This is a genomic window from Sphaerisporangium viridialbum (assembly GCF_049674955.1).
GTDB classification, from domain to species: domain Bacteria; phylum Actinomycetota; class Actinomycetes; order Streptosporangiales; family Streptosporangiaceae; genus Sphaerisporangium; species Sphaerisporangium viridialbum.
On sequence record NZ_CP187232.1, the window covers coordinates 6,742,420 to 6,758,643 of the forward strand.

Genomic DNA, 16,224 nt, shown 5'->3' on the forward strand with positions numbered 1-16,224 from the left:
CCGCTTACAGGTGTCTGGGGCCTACAGGTTGAAGTACTTCATGGCGGTGCCCATGTCCTTGTCGCCACGGCCCGAGAGGTTGACCAGGATGGTCGCCTCGGGGCCGAGCTCGCGGCCGAGCTTGATCGTGCCGGCGAGCGCGTGCGCGGACTCGATGGCCGGGATGATGCCCTCGGTGCGGGCGAGCAGGGAGAACGCCTCCATCGCCTCGGCGTCGGTGATGCCGTGGTAGCTCGCGCGGCCGGAGTCCTTCAGCCAGGCGTGCTCGGGACCGACGCCGGGGTAGTCGAGGCCGGCCGAGATCGAGTGGGACTCGATGGTCTGGCCCTCGTCGTCCTGCAGGACGTACGTGCGGGAGCCGTGCAGCACGCCGATCGAGCCCTCGGTGAGGGTGAGGGCGTGCTCCCCGCTCTCGACGCCGTGGCCGGCGGCCTCGTAGCCGTGCAGCGCGACGCCCTCGTCGCCGATGAAGGCGTGGAAGACGCCGATGGCGTTGGACCCGCCGCCGACGGCCGCCGTGACGGCGTCGGGCAGCCGGCCGGTCAGCTCGAGGACCTGGCGCCGGGCCTCGACGCCGATGATGCGCGCGAAGTCACGGACGATCTCGGGGAACGGGTGCGGCCCCGCGACCGTGCCGAACAGGTAGTGCGTGGTGTCGACGTTGGTCACCCAGTCGCGGAACGCCTCGTTGATGGCGTCCTTGAGGGTGCGGCTGCCGTTGGCGACCGGCACGACGGTGGCGCCGAGGAGCTTCATGCGGGCGACGTTGAGCGCCTGGCGCTCGCAGTCGACCTCGCCCATGTAGATGACGCATTCGAGGCCCATGAGCGCGCAGGCGGTGGCGGTCGCGACGCCGTGCTGGCCCGCGCCGGTCTCGGCGATGACGCGCGTCTTGCCGAGGCGCTTGGTGAGCAGCGCCTGGCCGAGCACGTTGTTGATCTTGTGGGCGCCGGTGTGCGTGAGGTCCTCGCGCTTGAGCAGCACGCGGGCCCCGCCCGCGACCTCGCCGAAGCGCCGCACCTCGGTGATGGTGGTCGGCCGGCCGGCGTACGTGCGGAGCAGGTGGTCGAACTCGCGCACGAAGGCGACGTCGTTCTTCGCTTCCTGGTAGACCTTGGCGACCTCGTCGAGTGCCGGGATCAGCGCCTCGGGCACGAAGCGGCCGCCGAACACGCCGAAACGGCCACTCGTGTCGGGGTCGTCGCCGGCCGCGTTGCCCGCGAGGTCGGCCGCGGTGATCAGAGTGCCTTCTGCGGTCGTCACTGCTGCCTCTCGGGTCCGTTGTCGAGTCGCGAAGCGGGGTGCGCCCCCGCGGTGACCAGGTCCACCACAGCGGCCCTGGGGTCCTTGCCGGTGACCAGGCTCTCGCCGACCAGCACGGCGTCCGCCCCTGCCCGGGCGTAGGCCAGCAGATCGTGCGGGCCGCGCACACCGGACTCGGCGATCTTCAGCACGCCGTCGGGGATCTTGGGCGCGATGCGGGCGAAGACGTCGCGGTCGACCTCCAGCGTCTTGAGGTTGCGCGCGTTGATCCCGATGATCTTCGCACCCGCCTCGAGGGCCCGGTCGAGCTCCTCCTCAGTATGCACCTCGACCAGCGGCGCGAGGCCGATCGACTCGGCCCTTTCGATCAGCGACACCAAAGCGTTCTGATCGAGGGCCGCCACGATGAGCAGCGCCAGGTCGGCGCCGTAGGCCCGCGCCTCCCACAGCTGGTAGGAGGTGACGACGAAGTCCTTGCGCAGGATGGGGATGTCGACTGCCGCGCGCACCGCGGCGAGGTCTTCGAGGCTGCCGCCGAACCGGCGGCGCTCGGTCAGCACGCTGATGACGTGGGCCCCGCCCGCCTCGTAGTCGCCGGCGAGCGCGGCGGGGTCGGCGATCGCCGCCAGCGCGCCCTTGGAGGGGCTTGACCGCTTCACCTCGGCGATGACGGAGACCTTGTCGCCGCCCAGCGCGGCGTAGGCGTCCCTGGTGGCCGGCGCCCGCTGGGCGCGGTCCTTGAGCTCGGCCAGCGACACGGCCTGTTGCCGATCGGCGAGGTCGGCTCGTACGCCGTCCAGGATCTCGTCGAGCACGCTCACTTGATCTCCTCGCTTGGCTCGCTCACCCGATCAGGGTCCCTCCGGTCGACTGTCCTCACAGGGCAGAGGACGCCTTGCCATCCGGTCGGCTGATCGACTCGAGGGCCGGCTTCCTCTCCCGACCTTGCCCTGCCGATGGTATCGGGCTTACCGCCGTCGCCTTGCCACAGGGTGCCTGATCTCGGGGCGTCACGGTGCCAGGAACCTGCCGAAAGGCAGATTTCTCACGATCCAGTACACGATCACGAGCGCGAGGAATGCCCAGATATAGGCCGGGTGCGCCAGCGACGTGCGTACGGGCCGTCCCTGCCAGGTGCGCAGCGTCCACCGGCCCCACCAGAACAGCAGGAACGGGATCGTGGCCACCGCGAGAGGGTTGAGCCCGAGCGCCGCCACCACGTCGCCGTGGGCCAGGGCGTGGATGGTGCGCAGCGTGCCGCAGCCGGGGCAGTAGAGCCCCGTGATGAACAGGAACGGGCAGGTGGGATAGTGCCCCGGCGCGTTCGGGTCGACCGCGCCGACGTAGGTGAAGACCGCCCCCGTGAGCACCGCCGCACCGAGGGGCGCGAGCATGGACCGCATCCGGTCCGTGCCGCGCCTCCCGGTGTGCTCGGCGTGTGAGGTCATCAGTAGTTGTAGGTGTTGATGTTGCTCGCGCTGAAGAGCACCACGAAGAGGACGACGTAGCCCACGACGATGACCACATCGACCACGATGCCCCAGATCAGCGCCCGCTTCCACCAGGTCTTCGCCTCCTCCGACGCGGCGATCGCCCCCTGGTAGTCGCCGACCGCCCACTTCGAGTTGACCTGCGACGACTTCACGATCGACACGATGCCGAACGGAAGGCAGCAGAACAGCGTGGTGAGGATGGCCGCGACGAGGTGGTTGTCCGGCACGGCCGGCCCGCCGCCGTAGGGCTGCTGCCCGTAGCCCCCCGCGGGCGGGTAACCGCCCTGGCCGTAGCCACCGCCCTGCTGCCCGTACCCCCCGCCCTGCTGGCCGTAACCGCCGCCCTGCTGGCCGTACCCCCCTGAAGGCTGGCCACCACCCTGCTGGCCGTAGCCGGGCTGCTGAGGGTTCTGATCCTCAGGGTTGCCCGGCTGATTCCCGTAGCTCATTGAATGACTCCCGTGACGTCAATGTGCGTGTTGCGCTGCGGCAGCATAGCGATGAGCGGCGACACGGAGGGCTGAAGTTTCACTTTGTGGGCAAGTTGTCATGAGAGCGGCAAGGAAGAGCGACTCATCGGCTCTGTCCACCTCAGCCGCCGGTGTGGTGGTCCGGGGGGACGTCGGTGGGATCGTCGCCCCGGTCCAGCGCGTCCCACAGCGACCGCTCGGCGCGCCCTGGCCGCTCGGGACCGGGCGCCGGGGCGGTGCGGCCCGCGCCCGCAGAGGACGGCGCGGGACGGTCGTACCGGTCGGACATGCCGGGCCAACCGGCGCCTCGCACCACGGCGATCACCCCCGCGGCCAGCAGGACCAGCCCGCCCGCCGTGGCGATGCCCGGCCACGCCCAGGACGTCGACACGACGACCTGGCCGGCGCCGGACAGTGTCGTGCGCTCCTGGGCGGCCGAGACGACGTGCGAGGACAGGACGCCCTGCCACGAGGCCGCGACGATCGCGGCGCCGAACAGGGCGATCAGGACGCCGATCAGCCTGCGCCACAGGCCCCGGGTCGCGAGCACGGCGACCACCGCGGCCAGCGAGGCCAGGGCCAGCGGGCTCAGGACGGGCGCGACGTCGCCTCCGGCAAGAGGCACGGGGGCCGCGTGGAGGCCGCTCGGATCGCCGGAGAAGACCACGCTCGCCCAGGTGCGCCCCCCGGCGACCAGCGCGAGCACCGCTCCCGCGACGCCGGTGGCCACCCACGCCATCAGGGGCCGCCGCGCCCCGCCACGCGCGGGGCTCGTACGGACCGGAGCGGTCGTCATCGCGCCGCCCACCGGACGGCGGCGCGCGCGGGCGGGGTCACGCGGACACCTCCAGCACGTCGGCGTCGAAGCAGGTGCGGTCGCCGGTGTGGCAGGCCGCTCCGACCTGGTCGACCTTGAGCAGGATCGTGTCGCCGTCGCAGTCGAGGGCGACGTGCTTGACCCACTGGGCGTGGCCCGAGGTCTCGCCCTTCACCCAGTAGGAGCCCCGGCTGCGCGACCAGTAGGTGGCGCGGCCGGTGGTGAGCGTGCGGTGAAGCGCCTCGTCGTCCATCCAGGCCAGCATCAACACCTCACCGGTGTCGTGCTGCTGGACGACCGCGGGCACCAGCCCGTCCGGGGTGCGCTTCAGGCGACCGGCGATCTTCTGGTCAAGAGGCATGGGGCAATTCTGCCGCAACGAGGCGCAGGGGCAGGTCACCGCATGGGTATGCCGTGAAACCCGCCGCTCCCCTGAAGACCGAGCCCGCGAGCCACTTGGCCGTCGTGGAGGCCACGACGCGCCCCGAGGCGTTCACCAGGAAGGCCGGCCCCGGGATGCTCCTCAGCGCGGGGGTCACGGCCCCCTCGAACGCCCGCACGAACACGTCCGCCGCCGCGACGCCGACGAAGACCCCCTCGACCAGCACAGGTACCGACAGTGTGAGGCTGTACTCGTCGGTGCACAGGTAGTCGACGTAGGGGCCGCAGACGGTGCGCTCGGCCCCCGCGTGCGGCCCGGCGAACCAGTCCCAGTGGGTGTAGTCGTAGAAGGCGCTGCTCGCGGGGTCCAGGTCGCGCAGGAGCTGCGCGGGGGCGCCGCCGGGGTTGTCCTGCCACCATTCGAGGTACCACGGCGCGTCGGCGAGCAGGCCCGGGGCGGCGATGAAGCCGATGCCCGCGATCAGCGCGCCGAGGTGCCCGAACAGCAGCGGGCGCAGCGCCGCGAGATCGGCGGTCACCGGCTCGCGCCCGCCGCGCCGTACGAGGACGATCTGCTCGGCCGCGGCGGCGCGCACCTCGCGCAGGGCGCGGAACACCCGCTCGGCGGTGTCGCTGACGGTGAGGCGCGCCCGGGTGACGGTCGCGCCGGCCTCATCCTCAACCTTCGTCGCCATGATCCTGTTACGTTTCGAGGAGCCTGAGCTCGATGAGATGCCCGACGGCGTCGAGCACGTGCCGCTCGGCCAGATCGCGGGCCTCACCGGCGTCGCCCCGCTGGACGGCCACGGCGATGGCGCGATGCTCCGCCACCACCTCATCGTGCCTGGTCGCCCCCGCCCGGGGAAGCCAGAGCAGGGGTCCGATGTCGGCCTGTAACCGGATCTCCTCCTGGGTGAGCCGCGCCGACTGCGAGGCGGCCGCCACCTCGATGTGGAAGCGCCCCTCGACCCGCCTGCGGCGAGCGTCCGACCCGGTGGCCATCTCGTCGACCGACCGCCACAGGGGCGCGATGTCCTCAGGCAGCGAGCGGAGCGCCGCGAGGCGCGCCGCCGCGCCCGCGATGGCCGCGTAGTGGTCGCCGAGGTCGCGCAGCTCCCCCACCGAGTACGCGCGCAGCCGTGCCTCGAACTCGGCGCCGGACGGGTCGGGCGGGACGCGGACGAAGCTGCCGCCGCCGCGCCCCCGGCGGGTCTCGACCAGGTCGCGCTGCCGCAGCGCCATGAGCGCCTCGCGCAGGGTCACGGTGGACACCCCGAGCCGTCCGGCCAGCTCCGCCTCGCTCGGGAGCTGCTCGCCGTCGGCCAGCAACCCGAGGGCGATCGCGTCGGCCAGGCGGCGCACGACGGCGTCCACCCGGGCGGTGCTGTCGAGGGGGGAGAAGACGGCCACGCGAGCGGTGTTCATGCCCGTGCCTTCCCCTCTGCCGCGCCGGCCACAGTGACCCTCGCCTTAATCACAGTGATACCGGATCGTGCATCACCGCGAAACATTTAACCCCATAGGTTTTCCTTCATGCCAGATCACAACGTGGCGGTACGGTTGCGCGGCCTGAGCAAGAGCTTCGGGCCCGTGGAGGCCGTCGCCGGGGTCGACCTCGAGGTCGCCGACGGCGAGTTCTTCGCGATGCTGGGCCCGTCGGGGTCCGGCAAGACCACCGTGCTCCGGATGATCGCGGGCTTCGAGACCCCCACCGCGGGGACGGTCGAGCTCGGCGGCCACGACGTCACCCGCCTGGCCCCCTTCGAGCGGGACGTCAACACGGTGTTCCAGGACTACGCGCTCTTCCCGCACATGAGCGTCCTGGACAACGTGGAGTACGGCCTGCGGGTCAAGAAGGTCGGCAGGGCGGAGCGGCGCGAGCGGGCCGTCGCGGCGCTGGCCTCCGTCCGCCTTGAGGGGTTCGAGGGGCGGCGTCCCGCCCAGCTCTCGGGCGGACAGCGCCAGCGGGTCGCCCTGGCGCGGGCGCTCGTCAACCGACCCCGCGTCCTGCTCCTCGACGAGCCGCTCGGGGCCCTCGACCTCAAGCTCCGCGAGGAGATGCAGGTCGAGCTGAAGGAGATCCAGCGCGAGGTCGGCATCACCTTCCTGTTCGTCACGCACGACCAGGAGGAGGCCCTGACCATGAGCGACCGGATCGCGGTGTTCGACCGCGGGCGGATCGAGCAGGTCGGCACCCCCGCGGAGGTCTACGAGCGGCCCTCGACGCCGTTCGTGGCCGGGTTCGTCGGCACCTCCAACCTGATCTCGGGCGACGCGGCCAAGGCCGTGCTCGGCAAGGACGGCACGTTCAGCGTACGGCCGGAGAAGCTCCGCCTCGTGCTCGACGTGGACGCCCCGGTCGGCGAGGACGACCACAGCGCGACCGGCACCGTCGCCGAGGTGGTGTACGCCGGGGCGGCGACCCGGTTCGTCGTCGACCTCGACGCGGGCGGGCGGCTGATCGTCCTCCAGCAGAACCTCGAGGTCTCGTCCATGGAGGTGACCGGCCTGCGCGGCAGCCGCGCCCGGCTCGTGTGGAACCGCCGCCACGAGTTCGCCATCGCCTCCTGAAAAGCCGGTCACCCCTCACCCCGTCCAGCACTGCGCTCCACTCCTCAAGGAGAGACACCATGCGGTCCACCCGACTCGTGATCGCCACCGCCGCGCTCGCGCTGGCCGCCGCCGCCTGCGGTGGCGGCTCGGCCGGCACCTCCTCGGGCGGCGGCACGGCCGCCCCCGGCCAGAGCGGGTTCACCCCTCCCAAGCTGGAGGCGCCCAAGAGCCTCGGCGCCGGCGAGGGCCAGGTCAACCTGGTCGCCTGGGCCGGTTACGCCGAGGACGGCTCCAACGACCCGAAGGTCGACTGGGTGCATCCCTTCGAGCAGGCCAGCGGGTGCAAGGTCAACACCAAGACCGCGGGCACCTCCGACGAGATGGTGAACCTGATGAAGACCGGCGAGTACGACGCCGTGTCGGCCTCGGGTGACGCGTCGCTGCGCCTGATCGCCTCGGGCACCGTCGCCCCGGTCAACACCGACCTGGTGCCCAACTACAAGAACGTGTTCGCGGGGCTGAAGCTCAAGCCGTGGAACTCGGTCAACGGCGTGGCCTACGGCGTGCCGCACGGCCGGGGCGCCAATCTGCTCATGTGGCGCACCGACAAGGTCACCCCCGCTCCCGACTCCTGGAGCGTGGTCTTCGACCCGGCCTCGCCGTACAAGGGCAAGCTGACGGCCTACGACTCCCCCATCTACCTCGCCGACGCCGCGCTGTACCTGATGGCCACCAAGCCCGACCTCGGCATCAAGGACCCCTACGCCCTGGACGACAAGCAGTTCCAGGCGGCGGTCGACCTGCTGAAGCAGCAGAAGCAGAACATCGGCGAGTACTGGTCGGACTACACCAAGGCGGTGCAGTCGTTCAAGAGCGGCGACACCGTGGCGGGCACGACGTGGCAGGTCATCGCGAACCTGGTCGAGGCCGACAAGGCGCCGGTCAAGGCGACGCTGCCCAAGGAGGGCTCGACCGGCTGGTCGGACACCTGGATGGTCGCGGCCGAGGCCAAGCACCCCAACTGCGCCTACAAGTGGCTCGACTGGATCATCTCGCCGAAGGCCAACGCCCAGGTGGCCGAGTGGTTCGGTGAGGCGCCCTCGAACTCCGAGGCCTGCGCGGAGACCGCCGACAAGGGCTTCTGCAACACCTACCACGCCACCGACGAGTCCTACTTCGACAAGGTGCACTTCTGGACCACCCCGATCGCCCAGTGCCTGGACGGCCGCACTGACGTCAAGTGCAAGGACTACTCGGAGTGGACCCGGGCGTGGACGGAGATCAAGGGTTGACCGGTTCCGCGCCGGTGACGACGGCGGCCCCGCCCGGCGGCGCCGGGACGGGGCCGGCGCGTCCCGGCCCCCGCCGCCGGCTTGCCGCCGCGCTCCACCGGCACGCCGGGGTACGGCTGTCGCTGCTGCTGTCGGCGCCGCTCGCCTGGCTGGGCGTCGCCTACCTGGGCGCGCTCGCCGCCCTTTTCGTCACCGCCTTCTGGACCACGGACTCCTTCACCGGCGACCTGGTCAGGACGTTCACGTGGGCCAACTTCCACGACGTCGTCACCGTCGAGGTCTACAGGACGGTCGCGCTGCGCTCGCTGGGCGTCGCGGTCGCGGTGACGCTGATCGACATGGTGATCGCCTTCCCGATGGCGTTCGCGATGGCCAAGCTGGCCTCGCCGCGCACCCAGCGCTGGCTGGTCATCGCCGTCCTGACCCCGCTGTGGGCGTCCTACCTGGTCAAGGCGTACGCCTGGCGGGTGATGCTGTCGTCGGACGGCCTGCTCGGCTGGGGGTACGGGCTGACGGCGACCATCCTGACGCTGTCGTACCTGTGGCTGCCGTACATGATCCTGCCGATCTACGCGGGGCTGGAGCGCCTGCCGAACTCCCTGCTGGACGCGGCCGGGGACCTCGGCGCACGGGGCTGGCGCACCTTCCGCACGGTGGTGTGGCCGCTGACGTTCCCCGCGGTCGTGGCGGGCTCGGTCTTCACCTTCTCCCTCTCGCTCGGCGACTACATCGCCGTGAAGATCGTCGGAGGCAAGAGCCAGCTCATCGGGAACGTCGTCTACGACAACATCGGCGCCGCCAACAACCTGCCGTTCGCCGCCGCCGTGGCGACGATCCCGGTGGTGATCATGCTGGTGTACCTCGCCGCCGTGCGCCGTACCGGAGCGCTGGAGAACCTGTGACCCGCCGCACCCTTTCCGACCCGGTGGACCGGAGGCTCTCGTGAACCTGTCCCGCACGGCACGGCTGGCGCTGCGCCTGGCACTGGCCCTCGGCCTCGCGGTGATCTACGTGCCCCTGGGCATCGTGCTGCTGAACTCCTTCAACGCCGACCGCACCTTCGCCTGGCCGCCGACCGGGTTCACCACCCGGTGGTGGAGCGTCGCCTGGAACTCCTCAGGCGTGCGCGACGCCCTGTGGACCTCGGTGCGGGCCGGAGTCGGCGCGACCGCCATCGCGCTGGTGCTCGGCACGATGGCGGCCTTCGCCGTGCAGCGCTACCGGTTCTTCGGCCGTGACACCGTCTCGCTGCTCATCGTGCTGCCGATCGCGCTTCCCGGCATCGTGACCGGCATCGCGCTCAACAACGCCTTCCGCACGATGCTCGAACCCTTCGGCGTCGGCCTCGGCCTGTTCACCGTGATCGTGGGGCACGCGACGTTCTGCGTGGTCACCGTGCACAACAACGTGCTGGCGCGGCTGCGCCGCATGGGGGTGAACGTCGAGGAGGCGTCGGCGGACCTGGGCGCGGACACCTTCACCACCTTCCGCCTGGTGACGTTCCCGATGATGCGGTCGGCGCTGCTGGCGGGCGGGCTGCTGGCGTTCGCCCTGTCGTTCGACGAGATCATCGTGACGACGTTCACGGCGGGGGCCGGGGTGAGGACGCTGCCGATCTGGATCTTCGAGAACCTCTTCCGCCCGAACCAGGCGCCGGTCGTCAACGTGGTCGCCGCCGCGCTCATCGTCTTCTCCGTGGTCCCGATCTACTTCGCGCAGCGTCTCTCGGGCACCACGAGCACCCACTGACCCGGGTTCGCCAAGCAACATCGCGCAATATGCGGGTACAGAGAGAAATCTAAGAGCTACGGTCGGGATGTCACGACATCACGTAACCGAAGAGGTGGCCCCCCATGCCCCCGACCCGTATCACCGAAGCGAAGGGAATCCTGGCCGCGCGGCTGCGCGAGATCCGCAGCGAGGCCAGCCTGACCGGGCGGACCCTCGCCTCCGAGGCGGGCTGGCACTACTCCAAGGTCTCCAAGATCGAGCACGCGGCGCAGATGCCCAACGAGAACGACATCAGGGTCTGGTGCCGGGTGTGCGACGCCGAGGAGTACGTCGTCGACCTGATCGCGGCCGTGCGCAACATCGACTCGATGTACACCGAGTGGCGGCGGCTGGAGACCACGGGCCTGCGGCACGTCCAGGAGTCGTTCCAGCCGCTCTACCGCGAGACCCAGCAGTTCAGGGTCTACCAGCACTCGGCCGTCCCCGGGCTGCTCCAGACGCCCGGCTACGCCCGCGCGCACCTGCGGGCGATCATCGACTTCCGGGGAATCCCCGACGATCTCGACGCGGCGGTGGCCGCCCGCCTGGCGCAGCAGGAGGTGCTCGGGGCCGGCGGGAAGCGGTTCATGTTCGTCGTCGGCGAGCAGGCGCTGCGCACCCCGGTGTGCGACACCGAAGGGATGATCGCCCAGCTCGACCGGCTGCTCCGGATCACGGCCAACATGCCGCAACTCAGCTTCGGCGTGATCCCCGCGACGACGCGGCCACCGATCATGCCACCCGAAAATTTCTGGATATATGACGATAACCAGGTCAGGGTGGATACGGTGCCCGGCCAGTTCCGGATCAAGGCGCCCACCGACGTCGCGCTGTACGAGAAGGCGTTCACCAAACTCGCCGAGGCCGCCGTCTATGGTCAGGCGGCACGCGACCTCATCACCGCCACGTCGGACGGATTCAAAGGAACATGAAGCAACTTCGTTGATGCCGAGATCGGCGCCCACCTAGCCTCGTGGGCGACCCCCTCCGTGGCGACGCGGCCCGTGGCCCGTCTCGCACGGCCCACGACGAGCCAGGCGAGCCCAGTCGCCGCGCCGGTGAGGAGCCACCTCGTGCCCGCCCTCCACGTTGAAGCCGCCGCCCTCGTCGGCCGCCGTCCCGCGGCGGCCGTACGGCAGATCGCCGAGGACCTGCAGACCTGCCTCGCCCGCCGGAACATCCCCGCCTACGTCTACTTCCTGGAGGACGGCCAGGCCGCCGTCTCGCTGTGGCAGGGCCTGCTGGCCCGGGTCGACGGCCGCATCATCTGGTGGACCAGCCCCCACCCGAGCCGCAGGGGCGGCGTCCTGCGGACGTTCGCCTTCGCCCCCGCCACCGCCGCCGCCCGGCTGGCCGAGCACTACGCGACCCTTCGCGCGCGGCCCCTGCCCGAGCTCTTCGCCCACCCCGAGTGACCGCCGTCCCCGACCCCCGGCCATGTTCATCCGCGAAGTCCCCAGCAGACCGGAGCCGATCATGACGACCACCGACAAGGTCGCGAGCGCGACCACGGCCGGCGAGCCCGGCACCGACCAGACGGCCACCGCCCACCTGCAGGCCCTGGGCGAGGCGCTCCAGGCGCGCGGCCTGTACGTGCGCGTCGGAGCGACCGCCGGAGGGCTCCCGCAGCTCATCGTGATCAGCACCGTGGTGCCCACCCTGTCTGAGGTGATCTTCGCGGCCCGGCGGCAGGGAACCTGGTGGTTCTGGTGGTCGTGGGCCGAGCGCATCGCCCCCGTCGACGACCTGGCCACCACCGAGGCGCGGATCCGCCAGGCGCTCACTCCCCCGGACCGGCAGGACCGGTAGGCGGCCGGGGACGAACTGCCCTCGGCGACGCCCACCGGGAAGGCCGGGCTTCGCGCACCGCTCGATCCGGCGAGGCCGGCATCGCCGCGTGCCTAAAACCTACTAAACAAGTAGGTCTTGACGGAAATGCGGCTCTGTGTTGGAGTGGAGCCCATGCAGGCCGAGATCCGACTCGTGGTTCGCGGGCACATCGACTTGTGCCGTGTGTGGTCCTCCTCCTGTCGCCCCTGACGTGGCGACCGGCGGCGCGTCCCTGACGTCCGCCGTTCCTCCCCCTCTTCGCCGGCACTCCGGCGCTCACCTCCGGACCCCGTCGTGCCCGCTCGGGCGCCCGGGCCCACGGCCGTCCAGTCAGAAAGGCTTCAGCCATGCCCGTCGAGTTTCTCGGAATCGGTGGCACCAACGACGGAACGGAGACCACCTCCCGCTCCGGCCCCTCGTTCGACAAGGAGTACACGCTCAGGCTCGCCCGGGCCCACCAGGAGTACGGGTGGGACCGCGTCCTGTTCGCCTACGGATCGGGGACGCCCGACCCGGCCCAGGCCGCCGCGTACGTGGCGAGCCACGTCGAGGGCCTGGGGATCCTGCTGGCCCACCGGCCGAACGTGTCGTACCCGACCTTCGCCCTGAAGACCTTCGCGACACTCGACCAGATCAGCGAGGGCCGCCTGACCGTGCACTTCATCACCGGCGGCACCGACCACGAGCAGCGGCGCGAGGGCGACTTCCTCACCAAGGACGAGCGGTACGCCCGCACCCGGGAGTACATCCAGATCGTCAAGAAGGGCTGGACCTCGCACAAGCCCTTCGACCACGAAGGCGCGTTCTACAGCTTCAACGACTTCGTGTCGGACGTCTTCCCCGTCCAGCACCCGAGGCCCCAGGTGTCGTTCGGCGGGTCCTCTCCCGCCGCCTACAAGGCGGGCGGCGCGGAGGCGGACATCTTCTGCCTGTGGGGCGAGCCGCTGGCCCAGACCGCCGAGCAGATCCAGTCCGTCAGGCAGGCCGCCAGAGAGGCGGGGCGGAGCGACGTGCCGAGGTTCCAGGTCGCGTTCCGGCCGATCATCGCGCCCACCGAGGAGCTGGCCTGGGAGAAGGCGCACCGCACGCTGGCGGCGATCACCTCCCGGCGCGACTCGGGCAGGGCCCCGCTCCGGCGGCTGCCCCCGGGCGGCGCGCCGGAGAACACCGGGTCGCAGCGGCTGGTCGCCATCGCCGAGCGGGGCGAGCGCTTCGACCGCGCCCTGTGGACCCCCACCGCCGCCGCGACCGGCGGGGCGGGCAACTCCAACGCCCTGGTCGGCACGCCGGAGACGGTGGCCCAGGCGCTGCTGGACTACCACGACCTCGGCGTGGAGATCCTCTCTGCGCGGGGATACGACCTGCTCGACGACGCGATCGACTTCGGACGGCACGTCATCCCGCTCGTACGCGAGGAGGTGGCCAAGCGCGACCGGGCGCGCCTTTCCGCGAAGGTCCCCGAACGCAGAGCGGCCTGGCAGGCCGGGCGCTGAGCGCGAGAGCAAGGGCGATCATGTCCGTTCCCCCCGAGACCGTGGACGCCGGCCCCACGGGAGACCTCACCCGTACGGTGAGCCATCCCGCCGTGAGCCATCCCGCCGTGAACCCCACCGCCGTGACCCGTGCCGCCGGAGAGGAGCCTCCCGGCCCGGTCGCCGTCGCCCCGCCGGCCGGGGACCCACCGCTCACGGTCGTCACCGCCCGGCATCCGGGGCGCTGGGCGGCGGCGGCTGTGGTGCTCGTGCTGCTGCTGATGGCGGCCAACGCCCTGGTCACCAACCCCGCGTGGGAGTGGCCGATCGTGGGCGAGTACCTGTTCTACCCGTCCATCCTGCGCGCGGTCGCGTTCACGCTGGAGCTCACCGCGCTCGGCATCGTGCTGGGATTCCTGCTCGGCACGGTGCTGGCCCTGATGAGGCTGTCGGCGAACCCGCTGCTCAGCTCGGTGGCCTGGGGGTACACCTGGCTGTTCCGATCGGTGCCGCTGATCCTGCAGCTGCTCTTCTGGTACAACCTGGCCCTGCTGTACAAGCAGATCTCGTTCGGCGTGCCGTTCGGCCCGTCGTTCTTCTCCGTCGGCACGATGGACCTCATCGGCCCGGTGACCGCCGCCGCTCTCGGCCTCGCGCTCCACCAGGGCGCCTACGCCGCCGAGATCGTGCGGGCGGGCTTCCTGTCGGTGGACCAGGGGCAGCTGGAGGCCGCGGCCGCGCTCGGCATCCCCCGCGCCCGCCAGGTCTTCAGGATCGTGCTCCCCCAGGCGATGCGGACGATCGTCCCGACGGCGGGGAACGAGATCATCGGCCTGGTCAAGGGCACCTCGGTCGTGTACATCATGGCGCTGCCCGAGCTGTTCTACCAGGCCCAGGTGATCTACAACCGCAGCGGGCGGGTCATCGCGCTGCTGCTGGTGGCCGCGATCTGGTACCTGGCCCTGACCACTGTGCTCTCGGTGTTCCAGTACTACCTGGAACGCCACTACGCCAAGGGAGCGACCAGGCACCTGCCCGAGACCCCGCTCGGACGCCTGCGCCGGGCGGTAACCACGCGGAACGCCGCGGCCCGGAGGGCGCTGTGACGCGGCCGATGGTGGAGCTGCGCGGCGTGCACAAGAGCTTCGGCGCGCTCGCGGTCCTGCGCGGCGTGGACCTGCGCGTGGAGGCCGGCGAGGTCACCGTGATCGTCGGCCCCTCCGGCTCAGGCAAGTCCACCCTGCTCCGCAGCGTCAACCACCTGGAGAAGGTCGACCGCGGCTCGGTGCTCGTCGACGGCGAGCTGGCCGGCTACCGGCGCGCCGGCGACCGCCTGTACGAGCTGCGCGAACGCGAGATCCTCCGGCAGCGCACGCACATCGGGTTCGTGTTCCAGAACTTCAACCTCTTCCCCCACCTGACCGTCCGCCAGAACGTCACCGAGGCCCCGCTGTCGGCCCAGCGCCGGGCGCGGGCCGAGGTGGAGGAGCTGGCGACCCGGCTGCTCGACCGCGTGGGGCTGGCGGACAAGGCCGACGAGTACCCCCGGCGGCTGTCCGGGGGGCAGCAGCAGCGTGTGGCGATCGCCCGGGCCCTGGCCCTTGAGCCGAAGGTCCTGCTGTTCGACGAGCCGACCTCCGCCCTCGACCCCGAGCTGGTCGGCGAGGTGCTGGAGGTGATGAAGGACCTGGCGCGCAGCGGCACCACGATGATCGTCGTCACCCACGAGATCGGATTCGCCCGCGAGGTCGCCGACACCGTGGTCTTCCTGGACGCCGGGCGCGTCGTCGAGCAGGGGCCGCCCGGCCAGGTGCTGGACACCCCCCGGCACGAGCGCACCCGCGCCTTCCTGAGCAAAGTCCTCTGACCCGAAAAGGATCATTCAGATGCCCTCCCTATCCCGTCGTGCCGCCGCGCTCGGCCTCCTTCCCCTGCTCCTGCTGGCCGCGTGCGGCACGGCGGCGGGCACCGAGCGGGGGTCCGGCGCGGTGACCGCCGAAGCGGCGGCGGCCGCCGGCGCCTCCTTGAAGATCGACACCAGCCCGGACCAGAAGCGCGTACGCGCGGAGAAGGTCGACGCGATCGCGACGCGGGTGCCCGAGGCGATCCGGAGCGGCGGCGAGCTGTCCGTCGGGATCACCGGTGACGGGACCCCGCCGCTGTCCTTCCTCGCCGACGACGACAGCACCGTGATCGGCGTCGAGTCCGACGTGGCCCAGCTCGTCGCGGACGTGCTCGGCCTCCGCCTCCGGCTCGACCGGACCTCCTGGGAGAACCTCTTCCTCGCGGTGAGGTCCGGCAAGGACCACGTGGGCTTCTCCAACATCACCGTGACCGAGGAGCGCAAGGACATCTACGACTTCGCGACCTACCGCGTCGACCAGCTCGCCTGGGAGACCGGCAAGGACAGCAAGCTGACGCGCATCGAGCAGCCCTCGGACATCGCGGGGCTGAAGGTGGCGGTCGGCTCGGGCACCAACCAGGAGAAGATCCTGCTGGAGTGGGACGAGCGGAACAAGAAGGCGGGCCTGAAGCCGATCGAGGTCCAGTACTACCAGCGCCCGGCGGACTACTACCTGGCGCTGAAGTCCGGCCGCATCGACGTCTACCTCGGCCCCAACCCCACCTCGGCCTACCACTCGGCCGTCAGCGGCGACACCAAGATCGCCGGAACGCTGTCCGGCGGCGGCGAGAGCGTCCAAGGGCTCATCGCGGCCATGACGCAGAAGGGGAACGGGCTGGTCCAGCCGGTGAGTGACGCCCTGAACACGGTAATCGAGAACGGGAAGTACGCCGAGGTGCTCAAGCGTTGGGGCCTGTCGAACGAAGCCATCCCGGCGTCACAGGTCAACCCCCCGGGCCTGCCGCGCCAGAAGAAGTGAG

At 71.0% G+C, this 16,224-nt stretch carries 19 protein-coding genes; 11 read left to right on the forward strand and 8 right to left on the reverse strand.

The annotated features are described in order from the left end of the window. Window positions 1–21 precede the first annotated feature (21 nt). From trpB to ACOZ38_RS30585, 8 genes are all read right to left on the reverse strand, one after another. Window positions 22–1,263 carry a tryptophan synthase subunit beta gene (trpB, locus tag ACOZ38_RS30550; protein ID WP_424534584.1) on the reverse strand — a complete coding sequence of 414 codons (1,242 nt, stop codon included), beginning with the start codon at window positions 1,261–1,263 and terminating at the stop codon, window positions 22–24. Next, window positions 1,260–2,084 carry an indole-3-glycerol phosphate synthase TrpC gene (trpC, locus tag ACOZ38_RS30555; protein WP_424534585.1) on the reverse strand — a complete coding sequence of 275 codons (825 nt, stop codon included), beginning with the start codon at window positions 2,082–2,084 and terminating at the stop codon, window positions 1,260–1,262. The genes trpB and trpC overlap by 4 nt, the downstream gene beginning before the upstream one ends. 189 nt (window positions 2,085–2,273) lie before the next feature. Beyond that, complete coding sequence (locus ACOZ38_RS30560; protein ID WP_424534586.1) at window positions 2,274–2,711, reverse strand: DUF2752 domain-containing protein; 438 nt, start codon at window positions 2,709–2,711, stop codon at window positions 2,274–2,276. Continuing rightward, on the reverse strand, window positions 2,711–3,205 hold the full coding sequence (locus ACOZ38_RS30565) for a CD225/dispanin family protein (protein ID WP_424534587.1): 495 nt from the start codon (window positions 3,203–3,205) through the stop codon (window positions 2,711–2,713). Before ACOZ38_RS30565 ends, ACOZ38_RS30560 begins: the two co-directional genes overlap by 1 nt. A 142-nt stretch (window positions 3,206–3,347) precedes the next feature. Further along, a complete protein-coding gene (locus tag ACOZ38_RS30570) occupies window positions 3,348–4,022 on the reverse strand; it encodes a TIGR02234 family membrane protein (RefSeq protein WP_424534588.1) in 675 nt (224 codons plus the stop codon). A gap of 37 nt (window positions 4,023–4,059) precedes the next feature. After that, window positions 4,060–4,404 carry a phosphoribosyl-AMP cyclohydrolase gene (hisI, locus tag ACOZ38_RS30575; protein WP_405151603.1) on the reverse strand — a complete coding sequence of 115 codons (345 nt, stop codon included), beginning with the start codon at window positions 4,402–4,404 and terminating at the stop codon, window positions 4,060–4,062. Further along, a complete protein-coding gene (locus ACOZ38_RS30580; RefSeq protein WP_424534589.1) occupies window positions 4,394–5,119 on the reverse strand; it encodes a hypothetical protein in 726 nt (241 codons plus the stop codon). The genes hisI and ACOZ38_RS30580 overlap by 11 nt, the downstream gene beginning before the upstream one ends. A gap of 7 nt (window positions 5,120–5,126) precedes the next feature. After that, the gene (locus tag ACOZ38_RS30585) at window positions 5,127–5,849 is read right to left on the reverse strand and encodes a FadR/GntR family transcriptional regulator (protein ID WP_405151605.1); all 723 of its coding nucleotides are present in this window, start codon (window positions 5,847–5,849) and stop codon (window positions 5,127–5,129) included. 108 nt (window positions 5,850–5,957) lie between these two features. Between ACOZ38_RS30585 and ACOZ38_RS30590 the strand changes: the two genes are divergently transcribed. The 11 genes from ACOZ38_RS30590 (at window position 5,958) to ACOZ38_RS30640 (ending at window position 16,223) form a co-directional block, all read left to right on the forward strand. After that, complete coding sequence (locus ACOZ38_RS30590) at window positions 5,958–6,995, forward strand: ABC transporter ATP-binding protein (protein ID WP_405151607.1); 1,038 nt, start codon at window positions 5,958–5,960, stop codon at window positions 6,993–6,995. Window positions 6,996–7,054: 59 nt separating this feature from the next. Continuing rightward, a complete protein-coding gene (locus ACOZ38_RS30595; protein ID WP_424534590.1) occupies window positions 7,055–8,269 on the forward strand; it encodes an ABC transporter substrate-binding protein in 1,215 nt (404 codons plus the stop codon). Beyond that, entirely contained in the window at window positions 8,266–9,171 is a 906-nt protein-coding gene (locus ACOZ38_RS30600) for an ABC transporter permease (protein ID WP_424534591.1), read from the forward strand. Before ACOZ38_RS30595 ends, ACOZ38_RS30600 begins: the two co-directional genes overlap by 4 nt. Before the next feature lie 40 nt (window positions 9,172–9,211). After that, complete coding sequence (locus tag ACOZ38_RS30605) at window positions 9,212–10,018, forward strand: ABC transporter permease (protein WP_405151612.1); 807 nt, start codon at window positions 9,212–9,214, stop codon at window positions 10,016–10,018. 104 nt (window positions 10,019–10,122) lie between these two features. Further along, window positions 10,123–10,971: a helix-turn-helix domain-containing protein gene (locus ACOZ38_RS30610; RefSeq protein WP_424534592.1), complete on the forward strand. Its 849-nt coding sequence runs from the start codon at window positions 10,123–10,125 to the stop codon at window positions 10,969–10,971. 141 nt (window positions 10,972–11,112) lie between these two features. Further along, window positions 11,113–11,454: a hypothetical protein gene (locus ACOZ38_RS30615; RefSeq protein WP_405151616.1), complete on the forward strand. Its 342-nt coding sequence runs from the start codon at window positions 11,113–11,115 to the stop codon at window positions 11,452–11,454. Between the two features lie 61 nt (window positions 11,455–11,515). After that, window positions 11,516–11,848, forward strand: a complete 333-nt coding sequence (locus ACOZ38_RS30620) for a hypothetical protein (protein ID WP_405151618.1) — start codon at window positions 11,516–11,518, stop codon at window positions 11,846–11,848. Between the two features lie 368 nt (window positions 11,849–12,216). Then, window positions 12,217–13,362 carry an LLM class flavin-dependent oxidoreductase gene (locus ACOZ38_RS30625; protein WP_424534593.1) on the forward strand — a complete coding sequence of 382 codons (1,146 nt, stop codon included), beginning with the start codon at window positions 12,217–12,219 and terminating at the stop codon, window positions 13,360–13,362. Window positions 13,363–13,382: 20 nt separating this feature from the next. Then, window positions 13,383–14,447, forward strand: coding sequence for an amino acid ABC transporter permease (locus ACOZ38_RS30630; RefSeq protein WP_424534594.1), 1,065 nt, complete (start codon window positions 13,383–13,385; stop codon window positions 14,445–14,447). 8 nt (window positions 14,448–14,455) lie between these two features. Continuing rightward, window positions 14,456–15,208, forward strand: coding sequence for an amino acid ABC transporter ATP-binding protein (locus tag ACOZ38_RS30635; RefSeq protein ID WP_424537112.1), 753 nt, complete (start codon window positions 14,456–14,458; stop codon window positions 15,206–15,208). A 19-nt stretch (window positions 15,209–15,227) separates the two neighbouring features. Further along, window positions 15,228–16,223 carry an ABC transporter substrate-binding protein gene (locus ACOZ38_RS30640; RefSeq protein ID WP_424534595.1) on the forward strand — a complete coding sequence of 332 codons (996 nt, stop codon included), beginning with the start codon at window positions 15,228–15,230 and terminating at the stop codon, window positions 16,221–16,223. The last annotated feature ends 1 nt before the right edge of the window (window position 16,224 follow it).

What these genes read in the sequence shown, in the direction of transcription:
- ACOZ38_RS30560 (WP_424534586.1), bottom strand. Translation starts at nt 2,711, where the DNA reads ATGACCTCACACGCCGAGCACACCGGGAGGCGCGGCACGGACCGGATG.
- ACOZ38_RS30565 (WP_424534587.1), bottom strand. Translation starts at nt 3,205, where the DNA reads ATGAGCTACGGGAATCAGCCGGGCAACCCTGAGGATCAGAACCCTCAG.
- ACOZ38_RS30570 (WP_424534588.1), bottom strand. Translation starts at nt 4,022, where the DNA reads ATGACGACCGCTCCGGTCCGTACGAGCCCCGCGCGTGGCGGGGCGCGG.
- hisI (WP_405151603.1), bottom strand. Translation starts at nt 4,404, where the DNA reads ATGCCTCTTGACCAGAAGATCGCCGGTCGCCTGAAGCGCACCCCGGAC.
- ACOZ38_RS30580 (WP_424534589.1), bottom strand. Translation starts at nt 5,119, where the DNA reads ATGGCGACGAAGGTTGAGGATGAGGCCGGCGCGACCGTCACCCGGGCG.
- ACOZ38_RS30585 (WP_405151605.1), bottom strand. Translation starts at nt 5,849, where the DNA reads ATGAACACCGCTCGCGTGGCCGTCTTCTCCCCCCTCGACAGCACCGCC.
- ACOZ38_RS30590 (WP_405151607.1), top strand. Translation starts at nt 5,958, where the DNA reads ATGCCAGATCACAACGTGGCGGTACGGTTGCGCGGCCTGAGCAAGAGC.
- ACOZ38_RS30595 (WP_424534590.1), top strand. Translation starts at nt 7,055, where the DNA reads ATGCGGTCCACCCGACTCGTGATCGCCACCGCCGCGCTCGCGCTGGCC.
- ACOZ38_RS30610 (WP_424534592.1), top strand. Translation starts at nt 10,123, where the DNA reads ATGCCCCCGACCCGTATCACCGAAGCGAAGGGAATCCTGGCCGCGCGG.
- ACOZ38_RS30620 (WP_405151618.1), top strand. Translation starts at nt 11,516, where the DNA reads ATGACGACCACCGACAAGGTCGCGAGCGCGACCACGGCCGGCGAGCCC.
- ACOZ38_RS30625 (WP_424534593.1), top strand. Translation starts at nt 12,217, where the DNA reads ATGCCCGTCGAGTTTCTCGGAATCGGTGGCACCAACGACGGAACGGAG.
- ACOZ38_RS30630 (WP_424534594.1), top strand. Translation starts at nt 13,383, where the DNA reads ATGTCCGTTCCCCCCGAGACCGTGGACGCCGGCCCCACGGGAGACCTC.
- ACOZ38_RS30635 (WP_424537112.1), top strand. Translation starts at nt 14,456, where the DNA reads ATGGTGGAGCTGCGCGGCGTGCACAAGAGCTTCGGCGCGCTCGCGGTC.
- ACOZ38_RS30640 (WP_424534595.1), top strand. Translation starts at nt 15,228, where the DNA reads ATGCCCTCCCTATCCCGTCGTGCCGCCGCGCTCGGCCTCCTTCCCCTG.